We start from the raw sequence: 23667 nt of genomic DNA, 5'->3' as shown, positions 1-23667 counted from the left end.
TGGTTATTCTGGTGCAGTGATGCTGGCAGGATCAATCCCTAAAGCAGCAGCCATCTCTTCATTGACGACTAACTCTAAATTATCCGCTGTTTCAACGGGCGTCGTTGCTGGCTCTGCATCGCCATCCAAAATTTTCGCTGCTAGTTTCCCTGTTTGAATGCCAAGGGATTTATAATCAATACCGTAAGTTGCTAGGGCACCATCATCGACTTGTTCTACGGAACCAGCGACGATCGGTGTTTTGGTTTCTTTGGCCACTTCGCCGACGATTGCAGCAGCAGAGGCAAAGGTATTATCTGTTGGAACATAAATGCCGTCAACATCTTTTGCAAGGCTGGTGGTTACTTGTTGCACATCATTGGTTGTATTGGCGGTCAATACTTTTACATCAACGCCCGCAGCTTTTAAGGCTTCTTCTGCCAAGTCAGCTTGGATTTTTGAATTGGCTTCACCTGCGTTATACATAATGCCGATCGTTTTGGCATCAGGCACGATGCTTAACAGCAAGTTGATCTGTTGCTCAATCGGCACCATGTCTGAAGTACCGGTGATGTTGCGACCAGGTTCTTCATTTGAATCGGCCAATTTCGCTCCAACTAAGTCAGTGACTGCGGTAACTACGATTGGGGTGTCGGTGGTTTCATTTGCTAAAGATACAGCAGCAGGAGTGGCAATGCCTAATAAAAGATCTGGTGAGGCATTCACTAGGCGTTCGCTCATACTTTTTAAATTGTCTTGACTGTTTTGCGCATTTTGGTATTCAATCGTTAGGTTTTCACCTTCCGTGTAGCCCGCTTCTGCTAAGCCTTCTTTGAACCCTTCATAGGCTGCATTCAAGGAGCCATGTTCGACCAATTGTAAGACACCGACTGTTTTTGTTCCGTCGTTTTCTTCCGAAGTGTTGCTTGATTCTCCACAAGCTGCCAATGCCAGTAGTGAAGCTGTCAGTAACCCAGTCGTGATCCATTTTTTCATTTTCATTGTAATTCCTCCTATGATCGTCTCTTTTTTTATGGGGGTTTACCTGAACAAAAAAATCCATTCAGACAATCGTCTAAATGGATTCGATCCTATACCAAGCGTAAACGTATATTGGCAACCATTTAGAAGATTTTCTACATGGCTGCAAGTTCAAGTTAAAATGCTTTAGCCATCATAGATACAAACAAAACTCGTTTTTGGTTTGCATCCATAATGTGATATGAATACAAACTATCTAAAGTAGCTAAAGTAAAAGGTATTCAGTTGTGGGGATACGGTCGTGTTTAACATAAAAAGTTCCTCCAAACTTGAATTGATTTTAGTATAGACAAAAAAAAGCGGACTGTCAAATGTTTTTCCTGAATTATCTGAAAATTTTTGAATAACATGCAGAAAATGTTTGGAAAACAAGTTTCGTTTCAATCATTTTCAAAGAAAGAAAAAAACTTTGTTCCTTCAGGCTTTTTAGCTAAAAAAGAAGCAAAGTTTTTTTCAGGGTCATTCGTTTTCTTCTTTATAATAACGAATGGTATTTTTGATTTCACGAATACTATAAAGCAGATCATCTTCGAAGGATTGATCTTGATCGATATCGATCGTCTCATTGAACATCGCTTCGTATTCAGCGATCGTTAGCTTTTGACGGTCATCGAGCAACGCTTGGTGTGCCGCTTGCGCCAACTGTTTTTCATAGCCGGGTACCAACAAGCCGCTGAAAAATTCAGCAACCGCTCCTGATCCGTAGCTAAATAATCCGATTCGATCATTTGCTTGCAGGCTAGAGGAATTTTCCAATAAAGAGATCAAGCCCAGATACAGTGAACCAGTATACAAGTTACCGGTACGACGGCTGTAAACGATCGATTCTTCATAGCGAGCCATCAGGCGTTTTTGTTCTGTTTCATCTTCTTCGGCAAAAACAGCCAACAAGGCTTTTTTACCCATTTTTGTATAAGGGATATGGAAGCTCAAAGCCGCATAATCTTTTGCTGTCCGCTGATTTTTTTCGCAATGGGCTTGCCAAACTTGTTTGAAAGAATCGATATAAACGGCATTTGACAAATGACCATCTACCATTGGATATTGATGTCCTACTGGACGCCAAAAATCATAAATATCTTGCGTCAACATCAAATTATCATTTTCAAGCTGCAAAATTGCTGGATCCGCCGAGATCAACATAGCAACAGCGCCCACACCTTGAGTGGGCTCGCCACCAGAAGCTAAGCCATAACGGGCGATATCTGAAGCCACGACCAAAACTTTGCTTTGTGGATTGGCTTGTACATGGGCTTTGGCAAATTGTAAGCCTGCTGTTGCGCCATAACATGCTTCTTTGATTTCAAAGGAGCGGGCAAATGGTTGAATACCCAATAGGCGATGCAAAACCACTGCCGAAGCCTTTGATTCATCGATGCCGGATTCTGTGCCGACGATCACCATATCAATTGCTTGTAAATCTTCTTTTGTGAGGATATCTTTTGCCGCATGCATGGCAAAGGTGACGATATCTTGCGTTTTTTTATTGACCGCCATTTGATCTTGACCGATCCCGATCGTAAATTTATTTGGGTCGACCTCTCGGGCGTGAGCTAGATCAACCATATCTATAAAATAGGGGGGGACATAAAAATTTATTTTATCAATACCAACGTTCATTCCGTCGCTCCTTTATGTTCTACGTACTTAATAGGCTACACGTTCTAAGGTATCATATTTTTTGAAAAAAATGAAAAAGAATTGATTAGAATTTAAACTTTATTAAAGAAAGTAGAAAAGGGCACAGCAAGCTGATGTGGGGTATTCTTTTTTGGAGGATTTAATGATATATTTCAAGAGGAGGTGACGTACGTGGAAGAAGTTGTCATTATCGACGCACTAAGAACGCCAATTGGCAAATACCATGGGTCATTAAAAGAATATTCAGCAGTAGAGTTAGGAACAATTGCTGCGAAAGCCTTGTTGGCAAGAAACCAACAAGCAAAAGAACATATCGCACAAGTGATTATCGGAAATGTCCTGCAAGCAGGCAGTGGGCAAAATCCAAGTCGCCAAGTTTCCCTGCAAAGTGGGCTTTCTTCAGATATTCCAGCCTCAACGATCAACGAAGTTTGCGGTTCGGGAATGAAAGCGATTCTAATGGGCATGGAGCAAATTCAGTTAAACAAGGCATCAGTCGTCTTGACTGGTGGGATCGAAAGTATGACGAATGCGCCGCTATTCAGTTATTATAACAAGGCGGATGATCAGTATTCAAATCCAGTATCAACAATGATGCATGATGGCTTAACAGACGCTTTTAGCAGCAAACCGATGGGCTTAACGGCTGAAACTGTTGCAGAAAGATATGGCATCACTCGACAAGAACAAGATGAATTTGCCTACCACTCCCAAATGAAGGCTGCCAAAGCACAAGCGGAAAAGAAATTTGAGCAAGAGATCGTACCCGTGACCGAAAAGTCTGCTACCGTTTCCCAGGATGAAGGCATTCGCGCCGCTACGACAGTCGAAAAATTAGCTGAACTAAAAACGGTTTTCAAAAAGGACGGTACGGTGACTGCTGGGAATGCCTCAACCATCAATGATGGGGCGGCCATGGTCTTGATCGCCTCAAAAAGCTATTGTGAGGAGCATCAGATTCCTTATCTGGCAGTGATCAAAGAGATCGTTGAAGTTGGCTTTGCCCCAGAGATCATGGGAATCTCACCAATCAAAGCAATCGATACTTTGCTGAAAAAGCAAGCACTGACGATTGAAGATATCGGTATTTTTGAGATCAATGAAGCCTTTGCAGCTTCTTCGATCGTAGTAGAACGTGAACTTGGTTTGGATCCGAAGAAAGTCAACCGTTACGGCGGGGGCATTTCACTGGGACATGCCATTGGAGCGACTGGCGCGCGGATCGCAACGACCGTCGCTTATCAGCTAAAAGACACCCAAGAGCGCTATGGAATCGCCTCTTTGTGTGTCGGTGGCGGATTAGGGCTAGCGATGCTGTTAGAAAATCCTTCGGCGACAGCAGGTCAAACGAATTTTGATGAAGAGTCGGCATCAGAAAAAACAGAAAAAAAAAAGTTTTACGCCCTCGCGCCTAATGAACGATTAGCCTTTCTTGAAGCACAAGGAGCGATCACAGCAGCAGAATCCTTGGTTTTTCAAGAAATGACACTAAACAAGGAAACTGCTAATCACTTGATCGAAAACCAAATCAGTGAAGTAGAGATCCCGTTAGGCGTAGGGCTGAACCTGCAGGTGAATGGCAAAGCATACAATGTCCCGTTAGCCACAGAAGAACCCTCGGTGATCGCAGCGATGAGCAATGGAGCAAAAATGGCTGGGCCCATTACAACGACCAGTCAAGAACGTTTACTTCGAGGCCAGATCGTCTTTATGGATGTTCAGGATCCGGAAGCGATTTTGGCAAAAGTTGAATCCGAGCAAGCAGCGATCTTTGCAGTGGCGAATGAGACGTATCCTTCCATCGTGAAACGCGGCGGTGGATTGCGAAGAGTGATCGGTCGGAACTTCTCGCCAGCAGAATCTGACTTAGCAACCGCTTATGTGTCGATCGATTTAATGGTTGATGTCAAAGATGCGATGGGCGCCAATATCATCAATTCGATTTTAGAAGGAGTGGCAGAGCTTTTTCGCAAATGGTTCCCAGAAGAAGAAATTCTCTTTAGTATTTTAAGCAATCTCGCTACGGAATCGTTAGTAACAGCCACTTGCTCGGTGCCTTTTGACAAATTGAGAAAGACCGGAAATGGCAGACAAGTTGCCGAAAAAATTGTTCATGCAGCTGATTTTGCCAAGATCGATCCATATCGTGCCGCTACCCATAACAAAGGGATCATGAATGGCGTTGAAGCGCTGATTTTGGCTACCGGAAACGACACTCGCGCCGTTTCTGCCGCTTGTCATGGCTATGCTGCCCGTAATGGCCGCATGCAAGGGTTGACTTCCTGGACCATCATAGAAGACCGTTTGATTGGTAGTATCACACTGCCGTTGGCGATCGCCACAGTCGGGGGTGCCACAAAAATATTGCCAAAAGCCCAAGCTGCGTTGGCATTGACTGGTGTTGAAACGGCGAGTGAGTTAGCTTCGCTGGCGGCAAGTGTCGGGTTGGTTCAAAATCTGGCCGCGTTGCGAGCATTGGTTTCAGAAGGTATCCAGCATGGCCATATGAGCATGCAAGCCCGTTCATTAGCTATTTCAGTTGGAGCAAAAGGAACCGAGATTGAACAGCTGGCAGCTAAGCTGCGAGCTGCGACTCAAATGAACCAAGAGCAAGCCCGTAAATTTTTAACCGAAATACGCAATTAAAAAAGGTTCTCTAGGCATTTGTCTAGAGAACCTTTTGTTTATCGTTTCGAAATCGCCGTGTGGGCATACGCCTCGATCAATGGAATGACTTCTAATTTTACTTTGTATTTGCGCTCTAGCGCAGTTTCGATGGTAAAAGTATCACTTTCTGTTTCAGAAATCGTTGCTAGAACACGATCTTCTTTCGGGGAAGCTTCGATCACGATCGTTTCTCCTGAAGATTGTTTGGCAGAAAATTTAGGGAATGCTGCGATTTTTTCAGCAAATGCTGAAAAAGTCATTGTGTTGTCAGCAGTATCAGCCATTGTTTCAGTTGCTTTTTCTACTTCTTTAGTTGATGCAGAGGTAGTCGGTGCAGCCGCTTCAGCTGGTGCTGATTCTTCCTTCACTTTCGCTGGTTCTTTTGCAGGAGCGGGTGCCGTACTTTCTTGCGGATTGGTCGGCAACCAGTAAGCAGCGATCTCATCGACTAAGTTATCGCTGAAACGATCAAGCAAACCAGCTTCTAAGCGTTGGATTCGTTTCACGACGATCTTGAAGTTCTCATCTAAAGGAACAGCGATTTTTTGTTCTTTTGGCGTTTCCTTCAACAATTCAATCAATAATTCCTCTTGGTTTTTAGGATTGATATACACAGTCGTCGGAAGGTCAAACTTATCTGCTGTTTTGCGCTCGATCGCTGTAAACAACTGTTGTCGAGCTGTTTCATAAGACGGGCGGAATTGTTGTTTCAATTTTGCTAATTGTTTCTTTTTCATAATCTTCTCCTCTCGATCACTATCGATTATAAGGAAAATTTGCAGAAAAGAACAGTGATTCTCATGAAAAAATACAAAAAAAATTATATACTTCCTGAAAAAACACCAACGCTGCTAAAAAAGCGGCGCTGGTGTTTCTACTAGATCATTGATTTGATGGTACTTGGGCATCAGGACCAAAAGGTCATTTTCTCCAGTTGCGACTAAGTAGTTTTCCCAAAGAAAAAAGCGTGGTTCCCCAGTAAGTTTCTCGGTCAGCATCTGCTGATAGTCGCTGGTCGTCCATTGACGTGCTGGAAAATGTTGAACTTTGTCTGGCCAAACGAGAAAAACAAAATCAGCATGTAAGGCTTTTTGAACAGCAGGGGAGAGGTGATTCAAATCAGTTTTTTTCATAGGCTTCTCCTTTATAGAGAGTGAAATTAAAACCCTGTCGTATCTGGATTGGTCGCTTTCCCAACCACACCATCTAATTGATCGATCGTTTTCATGTCCTCTTCAGATAGCTCAAAATCAAAGACGTGAATGTTTTCTTCGATCCGACTTGGTGTGACTGATTTTGGTAATGGCAAGAAACCATGTTGTAAAGACCAGCGTAATGCAACTTGAGCGATTGATTTTTGATGCTTTTCAGCTAATGCTTTCATTTCTGGTACATCAAAGATCTTCCCAGTACCTAATGGGCTGTATGCTTCAAGCAATACATCGTGTTCTTGGCAATAAGTCACGACTTCTTCTTGTAACTCGCCAGGTGCAAGGAAAATTTGATTGACCATTGGGAAGATAGTCGCTGTTTTTTTCAATTCTTCAAAATGATGTGGTAAGAAGTTGCTGACCCCGATCGCTTTGATTTTGCCTGCTTGATACAATTCTTCAAAAGCGCGCCATGTTTCTGCATTCGCTGTTTGCCAGTTGTCACGAAAGGCTACCGGGTTTGGCCAATGGATTAAGAAAAGATCGATATAGTCTGTTTGTAGTTTCTCTAAGGACTCTTCAAAAGAAGACATCACAAGATCATAGGAATGGTTCGCATTCCACAATTTTGTAGTCAAAAAGAGTTCTTCGCGGGGAATGCCGCTTTCTTTGATCGCTTGACCAACACTGGCTTCATTTTTATAGCCTTGGGCTGTATCAATATGGCGGTAACCTACTTCCAGTGCTTTTTTGACTGATGCTACGGCAACGTCGCCGTCTGGTGTTTGCCATGTGCCAAAACCTAACTCAGGGATGGTTACATTGTTTGATAACGTATAGCTGTTCATGTTCATTCCTCCGTTTTCTGTGATACCTTTAGTTTAGCAGACGAGGACGGATTTTCCAATGAATGCATCTTTCAAAAAGGAAGTGGCCAATAAGAAAAATGACGTTTGGCTCTTGTCAGTTCGCCTATTTTTTTTGTACACTAGACAAATGGATAAGGAGCGTAACTAATGGATATTTATTTGAAACATGCGATATTACACATTATTGACCGTCAAACTGGTGATCCGGTTTTTTCTCAAGTTGAACTCGATTTGACCACGGAATACATCCGCGATTATTTGACGAAAAAAATACAGAAACTTGCAACACCGCAAACCAAAACAGGGCGTTTACTCGAAACATCAATGATCGCTCAACTGGTCAAACAAGCACCCGAAGACTTTGTCGCAGCCAGTGAAGCGATCGTCCAACGGTGGTATGAAGCGTACAAGGAAAGTGAAGATGCACCAAGTGCGGATGCCTTTGTGGTCTTGTATGAATTTGATACAAGAATGCAGTTGGCATTTTTGAAGGTCAACTATCAAGACGGCTATACGCACTTTATTGATAATGGGGAAGCTGGGATCGAAAACAATTTGATTTTGCATCGTGCCTTACTAGCAGGTAAAACTCAAAAGGCCGATGAAGGGATCACAATTGATGTGGAGAGCTTAGACTTTGAACTGATTGAAAAGAAATATAGCTTTTCAGGTGAAAAATATGCCTACTTTTCAACGAAAGTCATTGATGCCGAACCGATTCCCTCGTTAGAAGAAAACGTCAAAGTCATCAAAAAAGTAGCGGAAAAAATTGGTCAGAAATTTGAAACACCTACCTATAACGTTGTTGCCGATTTAAAAGAAGCGGTTTACGACACGATCGAAGAGTCAGGACACATTGATGTCAGTGAAGTGGCGCAAAAAGTCTTTAAAGACAATATTACCGCTCAGCTTTCTTTTCAAGAAGAAGTGGCTGAAAAAGGATTTGTCAATCAGGCACCAATGATGCGGGATGTCCGTGAGATCTCAGAGAAAAAATTCGGGAAACAAAAACTAAAATTATCTAACGGGATCGAATTGATCGTTCCTTTGGATGTTTACCGAGATCCAAATTTGATCGAATTTATCAATAATCCAGACGGAACGATTTCCGTAACGATCAAAAATGTAGAAGAAGTGATTAATCGGATGTAACAAGAGCTGTTTCTAAGCAGACGATGGTAAAACAAGTACAAAAAAGCGGCTCTTTGTCAATAATGAAAATGGGGCTGAAGAATCAATTCTGATTCATCAGGCCCATAAATTATAGAGCACAAAAAGCAGGGCGTCCTCATTTAGAAAGAGGACGGCCTGCTTTTTTACAGACGCTTGCTTGATAGCAGCAATTATTGAGGGGTCAACTTTTCAAGAGCCGCTTGAGGAACGTCTTCTTCAGAAACTTCTTCCCAGCTTATAACGCCTTTGTTTGGATTGACCAATAGTTTCAAATAGGCGCCTTCTTTCAAAGGAGCGGAACGGTGTTCATTCATTTTGACCGTTTTGACGTCACCAGAGGCGCTGTAGGCTGTTTGTGTATAACGATAGATGTTTTCAACGACCCCCTCGTCACTGACTTCGGTATCGTGTTCCCCCGCATCGTTGATAACTGTATAGTAGTCACTTCCACCATAGTAATAGTCATAAGTAAGGAAGCAGCCGCCAAGAAAAATTGCTGTAAAAACCAGCGCTGCAATGATTTTCTTCACATTTCTCACCTCATCTTCTATTATTCATAAAAACCAGGCTTGCGTCCAATGGATCACAAAAAGCAAAGAAATTCTTAGGGATTAGCTGCCGAGACCTCTCGCTTGACTTTGACTAATTTTGACCTATAATAAGGGTAGATTTAAACTTACAAAAAATAAGTTAATCCTTATCTCTTTGGAAGCGTAAATCGCAAAAATATGATTCGAGTCAACCAACGACTCAACTTTCTCTAGGAGGGAAACAATATGGCAAAACAACATTATGATCGTAGCAAACCCCATGTCAACATCGGAACGATTGGACACGTCGACCATGGGAAAACCACCTTGACTGCTGCAATTACCACAGTTCTTGGGAAAAAAGGGCTTGCCAATCCGCAAGATTACGCAAGTATCGACGCGGCTCCTGAGGAACGCGAACGTGGTATCACAATCAATACTGCTCATGTGGAATATGAAACGGAAAAACGGCACTATGCCCATATCGATGCACCGGGACACGCGGATTATGTGAAAAATATGATTACAGGGGCTGCTCAAATGGACGGCGCAATCTTGGTCGTATCAGCGACAGATGGCCCAATGCCACAAACACGGGAGCATATTTTACTTTCTCGTCAAGTGGGTGTGAAACATTTGATCGTCTTTTTGAATAAAACGGACCTTGTCGATGATGACGAGTTGATCGATTTAGTTGAAATGGAAGTCAGAGAATTGCTGACTGAATATGATTTTCCTGGCGACGACATTCCTGTGATCAAGGGCTCTGCGTTAAAAGCCTTGGAAGGGGACCCAAATGCTGAAGCAGCGATCTTAACGCTGATGGATACAGTAGATGAATATATCCCAACGCCAGAACGTGATACTGACAAACCATTGTTGTTACCGATCGAAGATGTCTTTTCGATCACAGGACGGGGAACCGTTGCTTCTGGTCGGATCGATCGCGGCATGGTAAAAGTGGGGGATGAAGTAGAAATCGTCGGAATCAAACCTGAAACACAAAAAGCAGTCGTGACAGGGGTAGAAATGTTCCGCAAAACGATGGACTTCGGAGAAGCTGGCGATAACGTAGGGGTATTGTTACGGGGCATCACCCGTGATGAAATTGAACGTGGCCAAGTGTTAGCAAAACCAGGTTCTATCACACCGCATACGAAATTCCAAGCGGAAGTCTATGTGTTGACAAAAGAAGAAGGCGGTCGCCATACCCCATTCTTTAATAACTATCGCCCACAATTTTACTTCCGTACAACGGACGTAACTGGGAATATCGTTTTACCAGAAGGAACGGAAATGGTGATGCCTGGTGACAACGTAACGATCGATGTGGAATTGATCCATCCGATTGCTGTAGAAAATGGAACGACCTTCTCGATTCGTGAAGGTGGACGAACAGTCGGTTCTGGTATTGTTACCACGATCGAAAAATAATGATGAGTGAAACAGTGCTTCCTTTTGAAGAAGCGCTGTTTCCTTTTTCTTGTCAAAAGATCGCCAATCCCTCAGTCAGCTTAGGATTGCTTGTTTTTTTCTAAATAATCTTGTGATTTTATTAAGGATTTTTTAGGAGAGAAAAAATTCTAGTCAGCCCGTTCATTTCATAGTACGATAGATTCTGACTTAGAAAAGATGGGATGTATTTGATGAGAAAAATTCGACGTTTCCTAGGATTTATACTAAAGCTGGCCCTCGTGCTGTTGCTGATCGGGGCAGGGGTTTGGGTCTATCGAAACTACACGGCATTGAAAGCTGTCTATGCGTATGAAGAAGCAATCGCGCAACAGACGCAAGCCCACGACATCTCTGAATATCAGTCATTAGCCATGAGCATCATGCTGACGGAGTCAAAAGGACAAGGCAACGACCCGATGCAAAGTTCTGAAAGTGTTTATGGAAAACAAAATCAGTTCGATACGCCAGAACAAAGCATCGAACAAGGTGTTTCCTATTTAGCTGAGTTGATTGAAAAAGCCGAGCAAATGAACTGCGATCTTTGGACCGCCGTACAGGCGTATAATTTTGGTACAGATTATATTGATTATGTCGCTGCCCGAGGGGGAGTGAACACCTTAGAGTTAGCAGAAACATATTCCAGAGAGGTTTTATCTCCATTGTTAGGCAATGATACGGAACAAACCTATCGTTACTGGGGCATCCAATCCGTTTTTTATAATGGTGGTCACCTGTATCATAACGGCGGCAATTTATTCTACGCTGATTTAATAAAAATGAATCAATGGAAGATCAATGTTACGGCGCGTTTCTTTTCATAAGCGTTGTAAAATAAGTGAAACAAAAAAGCTTGAAATACAAATAAAATATGGTAAAATCATTATGAGTGATTCTGTCTAATTATTCTTCGCACTGATATCTATTAGTGCGTTTTTTTACCTAGTAAACCGATGAATACTTACCAAATGGAGGTGAGTGGATGGCACGAATTCCTCAAACGGTCATTGACGACATTCGCGAACGTAGCAATATCGTCGATATCGTGGGACAGTATGTCCAGTTAAAGAAGTCTGGAAAAAATTATTTTGGTTTGTGTCCGTTCCATAATGAAAAATCACCTTCTTTTTCCGTTGCAGAGGACAAACAAATTTTTCATTGCTTTGGTTGTGGTCGTGGTGGAAATGTGTATGGTTTCTTACAGGAGCTTGAAGGGATCAGTTTTCCAGAAGCAGTCGTCAAAGTAGCAGAAATGAACGATATTCCTCTTGATCCGCAATATCAGCAGTCTGAAGGCATCAATGAAGCGACCTCACAAACGAGTCAATTGATTGCGTTACATGAAAAAGCCGCCGAAGTCTATCATCACATGTTGGTGAATACGGCTGCTGGACAAGAAGCGCTTGATTATTTATTAGATCGTGGATTGACGATGGCACTGATCGAAGAGTTCAATATTGGCTTTGCACCGAATGAACGCTCGTTTTTGGAGAAAGTTTTTTTGAATGAAAAAGCCAAAGCAGAGTTTTTTCCTGATACAGGACTCTTTGTTCAGCGCAACGATGGCTCACTGGCGGATCGCTTTTACCAGCGAATCATGTTTCCGATCCGCAATCCTCAGGGGAAAACGATTGGTTTTTCTGGTCGGTGGTTAGCAAGCGAAAAAGTCGGTGATCAAGACCAACCAAAATATTTAAATAGTCCTGAAACGATTCTTTTCAATAAACGCGAGGTTCTTTTCAACTTTGACAAAGCGCGACGAGCGATGCGTAAAGATGGCCAAGTGTATTTATTTGAAGGATTTATGGACGTGATCGCCGCTTGGCAAGCAGGGATCGAAAATGGGATCGCCTCGATGGGGACCAGCCTGACCAATCAGCAGATCGCTCACATCGAGCGAGTGGCACAAGAAGTGATTCTTTGTTACGATGGAGATAGTGCAGGGGTTGAAGCCACGAACCGTGGGATCGATCTTTTGCAAAACAATAGCCGCTTGAAATTATCTGTGGTTCGAGTGCCGGAACGGATGGACCCAGATGACTATTTGCGCAAATATGGGACAGAAGCTTTTTATAAATTAGCTGTACATGGGAAAGAAACCGTCTTTGCTTTCAAAATGGATTACCATCGAGCAAATCGAAATTTGGCCAATGAGAAAGAGCAGCTAGATTATGTCCAAGTCGTTTTAAAGGAATTACAGCGGGTGGATTCTTTGCTGGAGCAAGACCGTTATTTGACTCAGTTGTCCACAGAGTTCAACTTGAGCCGTGAGACCTTGCAGCAGCAGCTCAAGCAAAACCGGCAAGAGCAGCAGCCGCGGCAAGATGCACCGCCGCCAGCGCCAACAACCAATAATCCTATGGTCTTTACGCCGCCAACGCGGCAGCAGCCCAAAACACAGGTAGAAAAAGCACAAGAATTATTATTGTACCGTTTGTTTCATGACAGTACGTTAAACCATCGCTTTCGAGCGAGTGGCATATCCTTTATCCATGATCGTTACCAACAGCTTTATCTGCTGTTTGATGCGTATATGGAAACAGAAGAACACTTTGTTTTAGCAAAGTTCTTAGATTTTTTAAAAGAAGATTCAATGAAAAAAATGGTGATCGATATTGCAGATCTTAAAGCTTCTGAGGAAGGGACTGAACAAGAATTTCAGGACATTCTGCAGGTATTTCAAAAGTCGGGCATTGCTGAAGAAATCAATCAAAAACGAATCCAGCAGCAAGAAGCAAGACAAATAGGAAACCAGCAATTAGAACTTGAACTTGCGATCGAAATCATTGATTTGACCAAACGGTTGAAACAAGCTAAATAGCGAACTGAAAGGGGCTTTCTTTCATGGCAGAAGAAACAAAAAAAACGTATGACAAAGCAGTTGCCGAATACATCCGAGAAAACAAAACAAAGGGGCAAGTTGTTTACGATGACATTACCAATCGTTTAGCAACGCCGTATACTTTGGATGCTGATGCAATGGACAAATTAATTCAAAAACTGGAGGATTCAGGCATCAGTGTCGTGGATGAAAATGGAGAGCCTTCAGTCCATAGTCTAAAGAGCAATGAAAAACGACAAGAAACACAACCTCAAGAAGATCTGTCTGCACCAACTGGTGTGAAAATCAATGACCCCGTTCGGATGTACTTGAAAGAAATCGGTCGTGTGCCGTTATTGACCGCAGAAGAAGAAGTGGCGCTCGCACTGAAAATCGAAGAAGGCGATCAAGAGGCAAAACAGCGTTTGGCAGAAGCCAACCTACGTTTGGTCGTTAGTATTGCCAAACGTTATGTGGGTCGAGGAATGCAATTCCTTGATTTGATCCAAGAAGGAAACATGGGCTTGATGAAAGCCGTTGAGAAATTCGACTACCGCAAAGGGTTCAAATTCTCGACGTATGCGACCTGGTGGATCCGTCAAGCGATCACCCGTGCGATCGCTGACCAAGCGCGAACCATTCGTATTCCTGTGCATATGGTGGAAACCATCAACAAATTGATCCGTATTCAACGGCAATTGCTGCAAGACTTAGGGCGCGAACCGACACCAGAAGAAATCGGCGCAGAAATGGATCTGCCGACGGAAAAAGTTCGTGAAATCTTGAAGATCGCTCAAGAACCTGTTTCATTAGAAACACCGATCGGTGAAGAAGACGATTCTCATCTAGGTGATTTTATTGAAGACCAAGATGCCACAAGTCCAGCAGAGCATGCGGCTTATGAGCTGTTGAAAGAGCAGCTAGAAGATGTACTGGATACGTTGACTGACCGTGAAGAAAACGTGCTGCGCTTGCGTTTCGGAATCGATGATGGTCGTACTCGGACATTAGAAGAAGTCGGCAAAGTCTTTGGGGTAACGAGAGAACGGATTCGTCAGATCGAAGCAAAAGCATTACGGAAACTACGCCATCCATCTCGTTCAAAACAATTGAAAGATTTCTTAGAATAATCAAGGTTTATCGACTTTCCAAAGGAACCCTTTGGAAAGTCTTTTTTATTCAGATTCTGTCCTCTCGACACAAGATTGGTAAAGAACTTAATAAAAACGTAACCAAGCAAGTGTTGGCTAATTGCCAAGAATGTGATAAATTTAATTTTGTGCATCTGCATCAAAACGTAACAAACAACGAAGTGTCAAAAAAGACCCATTATTTGCTGGTCTAAAAAAAGAAGCAGTAGGTACAGCAAGCGTCTGATGAAAGAGGCGACTGCTTCATAAAAGGAAATGCAAAAAACAAAAGGAGTCAGTTTGAATCAATGAAGAAGACATGTCCTGAATGTGGATTTCAAGCAATAGAAGAAACACCCGTTTGTCCCAATTGCGGGTTCCAATGGAACCAGGCAAAGGAGAATGAACTGGAACCAACATCTGACTCTTCCGTTACGCCAGAAGAGCCACAGAATAAAAATGATGATATTCGCTGGTCAGACTTTAAAAACGTCCCGATCGGAAAAATGGAGGAGCACTTAGGTGATCGGCCATCCTCAAATGAAGAAACGATCGACCTCGCGCAGCAAGGGACTTTTTCCGATGAGCAACATGTAACCCCCACATCAGCCTCTAAGAAAGAAGCTGAGGAAAAAACGGAAGTAGAAAGTTCTAGCGCAACGCAAGAGCATGCGACATCAGCCAGTGAGGAAGCAAGTGAAACCGATGCATTAAGTACGGAGGAACAGCATGACGCTGATATTTTGGCTGCTTATATCCGCCAACACAAACTTGATGAAGAAGAAAAAGCCGCTGCTCTAGAAGCAGAAGCCGCCACTGATGATTTGTCTGCTACTGAAGAAAGTCAGGAACAAGCCAGTGAGGAACCTCTACTGATAAGCGAAGATGAACCAGTGACGGATCCAGTCATTGAAGAAGCGAAGAAGCAGCCAGAACCAGTGATCGATCCAATTCCTGAGCCGATCACCGCAGCGGATGAAGCACCGAAAAAGGCGACTACTGAAGAAAAAACGTCGACGCCTAGCGAAAAAAAGAAGAGTCCTCGCAAAGCACTCTATATTACAGCGGCTTGTTTATTAGTGGCAGCTGGTGGCGGTTGGGCGTATTACTATCAACAGCAGCAACAAGAAACAGCCCGAGAAACGCAACTGGCGCAGGAAAACCGTACACTCGATCAAATTGAAAATGAGCTGAATGATTTTTATACAAATGATGAACGAGTGTTCATTAAAAACGACAAAACATCAGAACAGCTGACGGCTGTGACGAATCAGTTGGCAGAGTTTCAAGACCATGAACGGTACGATGCCTTGTCACAAGAAGCTGCGACGATCGCTGACAAACTAGCAACTTTGACCGAGATCAACAGCTATTTTAGCAGTCCTGCCGTTGTGGAAGATCAATTGGAAGAAGTCTCATTGAAAGAAGCGGCTGCCGTCACAATGGCGAAGCGTGAGAACGGGGATGCCTTTGATGAGTTGATCAATCAAGCCATCGACATGGGACAAAAAGAGTTCAGTGCGATCGAGGAAGTTCAAAATGCGGTGAAGAGCATGGTGGCTTTAAGTGGTGATGGTGAAGCACCTGAAAGTGTCACCCGTGAGAACTACAATGCCTTGATGAAAAAAGTCCAAGCTTTACCGATCGATTCATTGGTGGAAAGTCTCACTGCTGATCTGCGCAAAGTCGATACTGCGTTGACGAAGCGTGAAACCGCTACGCAAGAAGCAGCGGCACAACAACAAGCGGCCCAAGAAGCAGCACAAGCGGCGGCTTCTGAGAACAACGCTTCCGCTTCGAGCGGCGGTTCTACAAGCGCTGCGACGCCTGCACAAAGCACGTCTGAAGAAGAGTATGTGCTTTCGCCAAATACGCCAACAAATACCAATAATCAGCCAATTATTCCAGCCCGTCAAAGTGATTTGAATGATGTAAACAATAGCGCTTGGGTGTGGGCAGATGGTGTCCAAGAAAAAATCATTGCCACAGCGATTGCCCGTGGTTACGTGGTTGATGGTGGTTATACTTTTGAACGCGTGCGGATCGTCAACGGCGAAGGCTATTACAATTTTTATGCGACAAATGCCCAAGGCAGCTTGCTTAAAGGAACGGATGATTCAGCGTTCCCGCTATACTTATTTACGGTAAACGCCAAAACTGGCTATTTCAGAGGCAATGGGAACGATCATACCGTTCGCTAAGTCTCCTGAGTCACTAGAAAACTTTCAGAGTTATTACATGCACATGTGAAAAATACTTGTTTCCCCTCCCTGTTTTCGATATGATGAAAGATAATCGTTCAAACAGGGAGGGTTTTTTGTGCAGAAAATAGAAAGATATGATCGCTTTGAAGATGGGATCATTGCTTGTGTACCAACGATTCTTGGGTACTTAGGGATTGGTTTTGCGATGGGGGTCGTAGGAAAAGGTGTTGGGTTGTCGATTCTTGAAATTATTTTAATGTCTATTATTGTCTATGCAGGCAGTGCTCAATTTATTATTTGTGCATTACTCGCGATTCAAGCACCTTTCATGACGATCGTCGCAACCGTCTTTTTAGTGAATTTACGACATTTCTTAATGAGCTTATCAGTGGCTTCCTATTTTAAAAAGACTCCTTTGCTTTCTGCTATTGGGATTGGGACGCTTTTGACTGATGAGTCCTATGGCGTTTTGACGACGGCACTGCAACAAGACAAACCAGTCACAGCGAAATGGACCCATGGGTTGAACGTGATGGCGTATTTGAGTTGGATCTTCGCAACCTTTTTGGGCGGACTATTAGGCTCGTTTATTCCAGATCCAGAAGCGTTAGGCTTAGATTTTGCCTTGGTAGCCATGTTTGTTGGTCTTTTTTTATTTCAAGTAGAGCGACCCCTCAAGAAGAAAACCCAGCAAACGCTCTTAGTACTCGGGGCAGTTGTGGGGACATTGATTTTATTTATGCGTTTTTCTACTGCTGAGATCGCGGTAATTGCTGCGACCTTGGCAGGATGTTTGGTTGGGACGGTGACACATCATGACTAATTTTGTTATACTAATGCTAGCATGTGGGTTGGTTACTTGGATTCCGCGGATCGTTCCTTTTTTATTTTCTAAAAAGCTCGTATTTCCGAAACCTTTCACCATCTTTTTGAGTTACTTGCCGTTGTGTATTTTGGCGGCATTGTTGGTTCAAAATTTGCTGATCTTTCGAGAAGGGCAATTTCCCATCTTGAAAGTCAAAGAAACTGTTGCCTGTATCCCAGCATTGTTGGTGGGGTATTATACAAAAGATTTGATGAAGATCGTTATCACAGGCGTTATTGCTATGGCACTGCTGCGTTTCTTTTTCTAGCAACGGGCAGTTTTTATGAAGAAGGAGAGAATAGATGAAAGACTTATTAGCATCCGTATTTAGCGGATTGATCATTGATGAAAATGAACAGAATTATTTTGTTCAAAAAGGCGGGGTTACCTTCCGACTAGCCAAGGAAGAAGGCGAACATCATTTAGGTGAAGCCGTCGAAGGGTTTGGCTATCAAAACCAAAAGCAAGAAAATGTACTCACTACGAATATTCCGAAAAGCCGCAAAGGGCATTATGCCTTTGGTACAGTCACAGGAAGCCGTCGCGACTTAGGCGTTTTCGTCGATATCGGTTTAAAAGACAAGGACATGGTGGTTTCATTAGATGAATTGCCAACAATGCGGGAACTTTGGCCCAAAAAAGGCGATCGTTTGATGGTCAGCTTGCGCGTCGACGACAAAGAGCGTATATGGGCTTCGTTAGCAGATGAGAAAATCTTCAAGGCACTGAGTAAGAATGGTACGGAACAGATGAAGAATCAAGATGTTACAGGTACCGTGTATCGCTTAAAACTAGCCGGAACCTACTTATTGACGGATGATTTTTATATTGGCTTCGTCCACCCATCAGAGCGCTATCAAGAGCCGCGTCTTGGGGAAGTTGTCAAAGGACGAGTGATTGGGATTCGTCCAGATGGCGTCTTGAACCTTTCGTTGAAACCAAGAGCCCACGAGGCGATTTCAAATGATGCCGCCATGGTCCTAACCTTTTTAGAACGAGCACCAGAAAATAAAATTCCTTTTACCGATAAATCAGCACCAGAAGAGATTTTACAAACGTTTGGTATTAGTAAAGGCCAATTTAAACGGGCGTTAGGAACCTTGATGAAACAGCGTTTGATTGAGCAAAAAGATGGCTTTACGATTCTTGTTAAAAAACCTAATTGAGAATACTTGTTTCTTTTGCTGTTCTAATTTATAATGATTACAATGTTTGTCTTGGGTGATTCTCACTCAAATTAGAATCGTTATAAATTAGCGGCATACGGAGGCAACTATGAACACAACAGCAGCGTTAAAAAAGACCAAGAAACAATTGCACGAGTCGGGGTTCAAATTAACTCCTCAGCGAGAAGCGACGTTGTTGGTCTTATTAGAAAATGAGAAAGATCATTTATCCGCCGAAGAGATTTTCTTCTTTGTGCGCAAAAAAAATTCTGAGATTGGCTTAGCAACCGTCTATCGAACATTGGAGATTTTGACGGATTTGAAAATCGTCGATAAAGTCAGTTTTAATGACGGTGTCGCTCGTTATGACCTACGTAAAGAAGGCGCCAAACATTTCCATCATCACTTGTTGTGTTTGGAATGCGGCAATATCGAAGAGGTTGAAGAGGATCTGTTGGGCACAGTCGAAGAGATCGTCGAACAAAAGTACCATTTTTTAGTAAAGGATCATCGGTTGACATTTCATGGTGTCTGCCAAAAATGCCAAAACAAAGCCTAGTGTCTGTAGCTGGGTAATTTGAAAAAAATTTGTTATCACCCGAATGATAGTCAGATGGTTTCGATAGGAAGAGTGCTCTTTTTTCCAATTTGAAAGAAACCAAAAAATCTGCTATGATTCGGGTGTTTCCTTGGGAAAAAGATACGGGTAGATGCCTCTTTTTTTGTTGGCAAGCTACTATCTAAACGAGCCAGAATTTGATATGATAAAAAAGCTGAAAGTAGAGGAAGCCCCATGAACGAACAAATTATTGATTATCTTCATTATTTGACCATTGAGCGCGGGCTATCCCAAAATACCCGTGCCAGCTACCAGCGGGATCTGCAACAGTATCTTGCGTTTTTACAAAAAAAACAAGTGACGCAGTGGCAACAGATCGACCGAGTGATCGTTTTGTCTTTTTTGCAAAGTTTGCAAGAGGCGGGAAAATCCTCGGCAACCGTGATTCGGATGGTTTCCAGTTTGCGAAGATTCCATCAATATTTGCGTCAAGAACGGTTGACAGATCATGATCCGATGCAGCATATTGATTCGCCGAAAAAACAGCAGAAGCTACCTGACACTTTGAGTTTGCAGGAAGTGGAGCGCTTGATCGAAACACCAGATACTCGAGCGGTGTTGGGCATTCGCGATCGAGCGATTTTGGAAGTGATGTATGCGACAGGTTTGCGCGTCAGCGAGTTGATCGGTTTGAAATTGAATGATTTGCATTTAAGTATGGGCTTGTTGCAAACAACCGGGAAAGGCGACAAAGAACGGATCGTCCCATTAGGGGATCTAGCGATTCAATGGATCGAAACGTATCTCAGCGATGCACGTCCGTATTTGACGAGAAAAACACCGGATGAAAGCCACCTGTTTGTAAACAACCATGGCACACAGCTGTCTCGTCAAGGAATCTGGAAAAATTTAAAAGCCTTGGTTCGACAAGCTGGGATCACCAAAAATGTGACTCCCCATACGTTGCGCCATAGTTTTGCGACTCATCTATTAGAAAACGGCGCAGATCTGCGAACGGTTCAAGAGCTGTTAGGACACGCAGATATCTCGACCACTCAGATTTACACGCATATAACGAAGAAACGGATGACGGAAGTGTACAAGCAGCACTTTCCGCGCGCCTAGAAATCGAGGATGGAATGGAAGAAATCAAAATAAAATTAGCTGTCTTTGAAGGACCGTTGGATTTGCTGCTTCATTTGATCAAAAAACTGGAAATCGATGTTTATGACATTCCAGTTGCAACCATCACCGAACAATACATGAAGTATATCCATGCCATGAAAATTTTAGAATTAGAAGTCGCTGGTGAATATTTAGTCATGGCGGCAACTCTGATGGCGATCAAAAGCCAGATGCTGTTACCGAAACAAGAGCTGATTGCTGAAGTGGAAGAGTACGAAGAAGATCCACGGGATATGCTGGTGGCACAGCTGCTAGAATACCGCAAATTTAAGTATGCAGCCGAGCAGCTTTCCGAAAAAGCGGAAGAGCGCAGTTTGTATTATACGAAAGATCCGATGGACGTCGATGAATACAAAGAGGAAGAAGATCAGTTAAGAGCCAATCAATTCAATACGATCGATCTCTTTTTGGCTTTTCAAAAAATGATCGAGAAAAAGAAAAATCGCCAAGTACTAGAAACAAAAATTTCTCCTGATGAAAGCACCATCGATGAAAAGATGGCGGCGATTCAGCTGGAGATGCAGCATGTCAGTGCCAAAAAAGGCCGCAGCTTTGATTCGTTTTTTACGACCTACAATAAAACAGAAGTTGTGGTAACTTTTATGGCACTATTAGAATTAATGAAAAAAGGAACGATTCGAGTAGAGCAAACAGACAATTATGCGTCGATTCTGCTCTATCCAACAGGTAAAGAAGATGAGTAAATATAGTGAATTAGAAGCGATCTTATTCGTCGTCGGTGATGAGGGGATCGGACTTGAAGAATTGAGTTACTTAGTCAAAAGCAATACTGCCAGTGTCTATCAGCATTTGCAGGGACTAAATCAGCAATATGAAGAAAATGAACATACTGCGTTGCATATTCTTGAAGTGGGCAATCATTTTATTTTGACCACCAAGAAACAATTTGCCCCTTTATTGAAGAAATATGCTGAATCACCGATGGGCAGCTCGTTGTCGCAGGCCGCTTTAGAAACGTTGTCGATCATTGCTTACAAGCAGCCGATCACTCGGATGGAAGTAGAAGAGATCCGCGGCGTCCAATCTAGCGGATCGGTTCAAAAATTGGTGGCAAAACGACTGATTGAAGAAAAAGGCCGCGTTGACGGACCAGGACGAGCGATCCTATATGGTACGACGGAATACTTTATGGATTATTTTGGCTTAAAAAGTTTGGCTGAATTACCCGATATCCAATCCATGGAAGATGAACTTGAAGAAGATGCACCGTTTGATCTTTTTTACGACCGCTACAAACAAGCAGAAACAGAAGGAGAATGAAGATGGAACGTTTGCAAAAAGTGATTGCCCATGCTGGCATCACCTCAAGAAGAAAAGCTGAAGGATTGATAACTGAAGGCCGAGTGCGTGTCAACGGGCAAGTGATCAAAGAATTAGGGGTCCAAGTTAGCTCAAAAGATGTTGTTGAAGTCGATGGTGTACCAATTGAACAAGAACAACACGTCTATTATCTATTCTACAAACCTCGTGGTGTGATCTCAGCTGTAACGGATGATAAAAAGCGCAAAGTCGTTTTGGATTATTTTGCTGAAGTTCCTGAACGGGTGTATCCCGTCGGGCGCTTGGACTATGATACCTCTGGTTTGTTATTGCTGACAAATGATGGGGAATTGTCACAGACACTGATGCATCCGAAACACGAAGTCGACAAAGTGTACGTTGCCAAAGTCAAAGGGATTGCGGATAAAAAGCAGCTGCTCCCATTGACAAAAGGGATTCGGATCGAAGGCCGTAAGACGGCACCTGCTCGCTTTGAGATCTTGTCGACAGACCAAACGACGCAATCTAGTATTGTGCAATTGACGATCCATGAAGGACGCAACCATCAAGTCAAAAATATGTTAAAAGCAGTTGGTTTGCCTGTGCAAAAATTAAAACGGGAAAATTATGGTCCGTTAGATTTGAAAGGTCTTCGTCCAGGGGAATATCGAGAATTGTCGAAGAAGGAAGTCAGTCAGCTGAAAAATAGTGCAAAATAGTTGAAAAGTATCTGAAAACGTAACTATTGTTAATTTTTAGATTTTGTGTATAATAGAACATGTAATAAATAGAATAAAGGTTCGTCTTCAGGGGCAGGGTGCAATTCCCGACCGGTGGTTATAGTCCACGACCTATTTCTTCGGAAATAGCTGAATCGGTGAAATTCCGATACCGACAGTACAGTCTGGATAAAGAAGATAGAGCGTATTTGATTTGCTTATGGCTATTTCGAATGCCCTCTTTTTTCCCTGTGGAAAAAAGAGGGTATTTTTTGTCTGGCGCCGACAAGAAAGCCGAGGAAATTTAATAGGTTCGTTTGAAGAGGAATCCTGAACTTAGGAGGATTTATACTGATGAACAACAAAACAAGAAAAATGGTGACGATCGCCATGTGTGCTGCTATGGGAACAATTTTGCAATTTATCGCTTTTCCGATTTTCCCAGCATTCAGCTTTTTAAAGATCGATTTTAGTGATATTCCCGTGATGATCATGATGTTTTTATTTGGTCCTTGGAGCGGGGTATTGACTGCTTTCATTCGTTCGGTGCTGCATTTGTTCTTATCTGGTTTTTCACCTGCTGATATGGTGGGGGATACGGCAAGCTTTTTAGCATCATGTGCCTTTACTTTGCCAATGTACTACTTTTTCCGCAAAGGTATTCACACCAAAAACAAAATGGTTGGTGTCATCAGCGGTATCTTGTCGGTAACGATTTTTATGAGTGTGGCGAACCTATTTGTGATCACACCGCTTTACCTGCGCTTTTTCGGGGTCACAGCCGATCAATTTTTAGGAATGTCTTTGCCGCAATATGTGGCGATCGGGATCTTACCTTTCAATTTGGTCAAAGGCGCAATCGTCAGTGCTGTCTTTTTAGCACTTCACGCCAAACTGCTGCCATGGTTGGCTCGTAAGCAGCCCCATCATTCTGCTATAGGAAAATAAAAAAATGAGCCGACTTGCTGTTGCAGACGAAAGGTCTGTCAATGGCAAGTCGGCTTTTTTTATTTTTCCATGATAATCGCACGGGTAGGGCATTTGCGATAAGCAGTTTTGACTTTTTCTTGTTGGTCTTCTATGATAAACTGTTGCCGAGCATTTGGTTCTTGGGCAAATAAAACGATCCCGTCTTCATCATAATCGAAGATCTCGGGGGCATAGATCGCACATAGGCCACAAGCAATGCAGCGCTCAGGAATAATTTTACAGCGTTGTGACATTTTTTAGTCCT

At 42.9% G+C, this 23667-nt stretch carries 23 protein-coding genes and 1 riboswitch; of the genes, 16 read left to right on the top strand and 7 right to left on the bottom strand.

Annotated elements, in window-relative coordinates; translation table 11 throughout:
- Positions 1-3 precede the first annotated feature (3 nt).
- Positions 4-981: an ABC transporter substrate-binding protein gene (locus A5867_RS12950; protein WP_010749214.1), complete on the bottom strand. Its 978-nt coding sequence runs from the start codon at positions 979-981 to the stop codon at positions 4-6.
- A 498-nt stretch (positions 982-1479) separates the two neighbouring features.
- Complete coding sequence (locus tag A5867_RS12945; RefSeq protein ID WP_087627781.1) at positions 1480-2640, bottom strand: hydroxymethylglutaryl-CoA synthase; 1161 nt, start codon at positions 2638-2640, stop codon at positions 1480-1482.
- 192 nt (positions 2641-2832) lie between these two features.
- On the opposite strand from A5867_RS12945, the gene A5867_RS12940 reads away from it, so the two are divergent.
- Positions 2833-5307: a hydroxymethylglutaryl-CoA reductase, degradative gene (locus A5867_RS12940; RefSeq protein ID WP_087627780.1), complete on the top strand. Its 2475-nt coding sequence runs from the start codon at positions 2833-2835 to the stop codon at positions 5305-5307.
- Positions 5308-5345: 38 nt separating this feature from the next.
- On the opposite strand, the gene A5867_RS12935 is transcribed toward A5867_RS12940, so the two are convergent.
- From A5867_RS12935 to A5867_RS12925, 3 genes are all read right to left on the bottom strand, one after another.
- Positions 5346-6065, bottom strand: a complete 720-nt coding sequence (locus A5867_RS12935) for a hypothetical protein (protein WP_010749217.1) — start codon at positions 6063-6065, stop codon at positions 5346-5348.
- A 114-nt stretch (positions 6066-6179) separates the two neighbouring features.
- Positions 6180-6461 (bottom strand): hypothetical protein, encoded by a 282-nt coding sequence (locus tag A5867_RS12930; RefSeq protein WP_015510084.1) that lies wholly within the window; start codon positions 6459-6461, stop codon positions 6180-6182.
- Positions 6462-6487: 26 nt separating this feature from the next.
- Positions 6488-7327 (bottom strand): aldo/keto reductase, encoded by an 840-nt coding sequence (locus A5867_RS12925; RefSeq protein ID WP_015510083.1) that lies wholly within the window; start codon positions 7325-7327, stop codon positions 6488-6490.
- Between the two features lie 168 nt (positions 7328-7495).
- On the opposite strand from A5867_RS12925, the gene A5867_RS12920 reads away from it, so the two are divergent.
- Positions 7496-8500, top strand: coding sequence for a nucleoid-associated protein (locus tag A5867_RS12920; RefSeq protein ID WP_005237126.1), 1005 nt, complete (start codon positions 7496-7498; stop codon positions 8498-8500).
- A 191-nt stretch (positions 8501-8691) separates the two neighbouring features.
- Here A5867_RS12920 and A5867_RS12915 read toward each other — a convergent pair whose 3' ends face one another.
- The gene (locus A5867_RS12915) at positions 8692-9051 is read right to left on the bottom strand and encodes a YxeA family protein (protein WP_015510082.1); all 360 of its coding nucleotides are present in this window, start codon (positions 9049-9051) and stop codon (positions 8692-8694) included.
- Positions 9052-9297: 246 nt separating this feature from the next.
- On the opposite strand from A5867_RS12915, the gene tuf reads away from it, so the two are divergent.
- The 14 genes from tuf to A5867_RS12840 all read left to right on the top strand — a co-directional run bounded on the left by tuf (position 9298) and on the right by A5867_RS12840 (position 23381).
- Positions 9298-10485 carry an elongation factor Tu gene (gene tuf, locus A5867_RS12910; protein ID WP_087627779.1) on the top strand — a complete coding sequence of 396 codons (1188 nt, stop codon included), beginning with the start codon at positions 9298-9300 and terminating at the stop codon, positions 10483-10485.
- 212 nt (positions 10486-10697) lie between these two features.
- A complete protein-coding gene (locus A5867_RS12905; protein WP_005229291.1) occupies positions 10698-11327 on the top strand; it encodes a lysozyme family protein in 630 nt (209 codons plus the stop codon).
- A gap of 158 nt (positions 11328-11485) precedes the next feature.
- Positions 11486-13324, top strand: coding sequence for a DNA primase (dnaG, locus tag A5867_RS12900; RefSeq protein ID WP_087627778.1), 1839 nt, complete (start codon positions 11486-11488; stop codon positions 13322-13324).
- A gap of 23 nt (positions 13325-13347) precedes the next feature.
- On the top strand, positions 13348-14454 hold the full coding sequence (gene rpoD / locus A5867_RS12895) for an RNA polymerase sigma factor RpoD (RefSeq protein WP_005229298.1): 1107 nt from the start codon (positions 13348-13350) through the stop codon (positions 14452-14454).
- A 308-nt stretch (positions 14455-14762) separates the two neighbouring features.
- A complete protein-coding gene (locus tag A5867_RS12890; protein ID WP_087627777.1) occupies positions 14763-16655 on the top strand; it encodes a cell division site-positioning protein MapZ family protein in 1893 nt (630 codons plus the stop codon).
- 118 nt (positions 16656-16773) lie between these two features.
- Positions 16774-17481, top strand: a complete 708-nt coding sequence (locus A5867_RS12885; RefSeq protein WP_087627776.1) for an AzlC family ABC transporter permease — start codon at positions 16774-16776, stop codon at positions 17479-17481.
- Positions 17474-17791, top strand: a complete 318-nt coding sequence (locus A5867_RS12880; protein ID WP_010749225.1) for an AzlD domain-containing protein — start codon at positions 17474-17476, stop codon at positions 17789-17791. Before A5867_RS12885 ends, A5867_RS12880 begins: the two co-directional genes overlap by 8 nt.
- Positions 17792-17825: 34 nt before the next feature.
- Positions 17826-18689, top strand: a complete 864-nt coding sequence (locus A5867_RS12875; RefSeq protein WP_081116293.1) for a S1-like domain-containing RNA-binding protein — start codon at positions 17826-17828, stop codon at positions 18687-18689.
- 109 nt (positions 18690-18798) lie between these two features.
- Positions 18799-19248, top strand: coding sequence for a Fur family transcriptional regulator (locus tag A5867_RS12870; RefSeq protein ID WP_015510076.1), 450 nt, complete (start codon positions 18799-18801; stop codon positions 19246-19248).
- Between the two features lie 234 nt (positions 19249-19482).
- Positions 19483-20373: a site-specific tyrosine recombinase XerD gene (xerD, locus tag A5867_RS12860; protein WP_015510075.1), complete on the top strand. Its 891-nt coding sequence runs from the start codon at positions 19483-19485 to the stop codon at positions 20371-20373.
- A 14-nt stretch (positions 20374-20387) separates the two neighbouring features.
- Positions 20388-21137 carry a segregation/condensation protein A gene (locus A5867_RS12855; protein ID WP_087627775.1) on the top strand — a complete coding sequence of 250 codons (750 nt, stop codon included), beginning with the start codon at positions 20388-20390 and terminating at the stop codon, positions 21135-21137.
- Entirely contained in the window at positions 21130-21714 is a 585-nt protein-coding gene (gene scpB, locus A5867_RS12850) for an SMC-Scp complex subunit ScpB (protein WP_087627774.1), read from the top strand. Before A5867_RS12855 ends, scpB begins: the two co-directional genes overlap by 8 nt.
- Positions 21715-21716: 2 nt before the next feature.
- Positions 21717-22433: a pseudouridine synthase gene (locus A5867_RS12845; protein WP_081116291.1), complete on the top strand. Its 717-nt coding sequence runs from the start codon at positions 21717-21719 to the stop codon at positions 22431-22433.
- 79 nt (positions 22434-22512) lie between these two features.
- A riboswitch (FMN riboswitch) is annotated at positions 22513-22637 on the top strand.
- A 150-nt stretch (positions 22638-22787) separates the two neighbouring features.
- Complete coding sequence (locus tag A5867_RS12840) at positions 22788-23381, top strand: ECF transporter S component (RefSeq protein ID WP_010749232.1); 594 nt, start codon at positions 22788-22790, stop codon at positions 23379-23381.
- Positions 23382-23440: 59 nt separating this feature from the next.
- Here the strand turns inward: A5867_RS12840 and A5867_RS12835 are convergent, their stop codons facing one another.
- A complete protein-coding gene (locus A5867_RS12835) occupies positions 23441-23656 on the bottom strand; it encodes a ferredoxin (protein ID WP_005229322.1) in 216 nt (71 codons plus the stop codon).
- Positions 23657-23667 lie beyond the last annotated feature (11 nt).

Source organism: Enterococcus sp. 6D12_DIV0197, from assembly GCF_002174385.1.
GTDB lineage: Bacteria > Bacillota > Bacilli > Lactobacillales > Enterococcaceae > Enterococcus_D > Enterococcus_D casseliflavus.
Note: the sequence above shows the minus strand (reverse complement) of the source record. Positions and strands in the feature narration are given on the sequence as shown.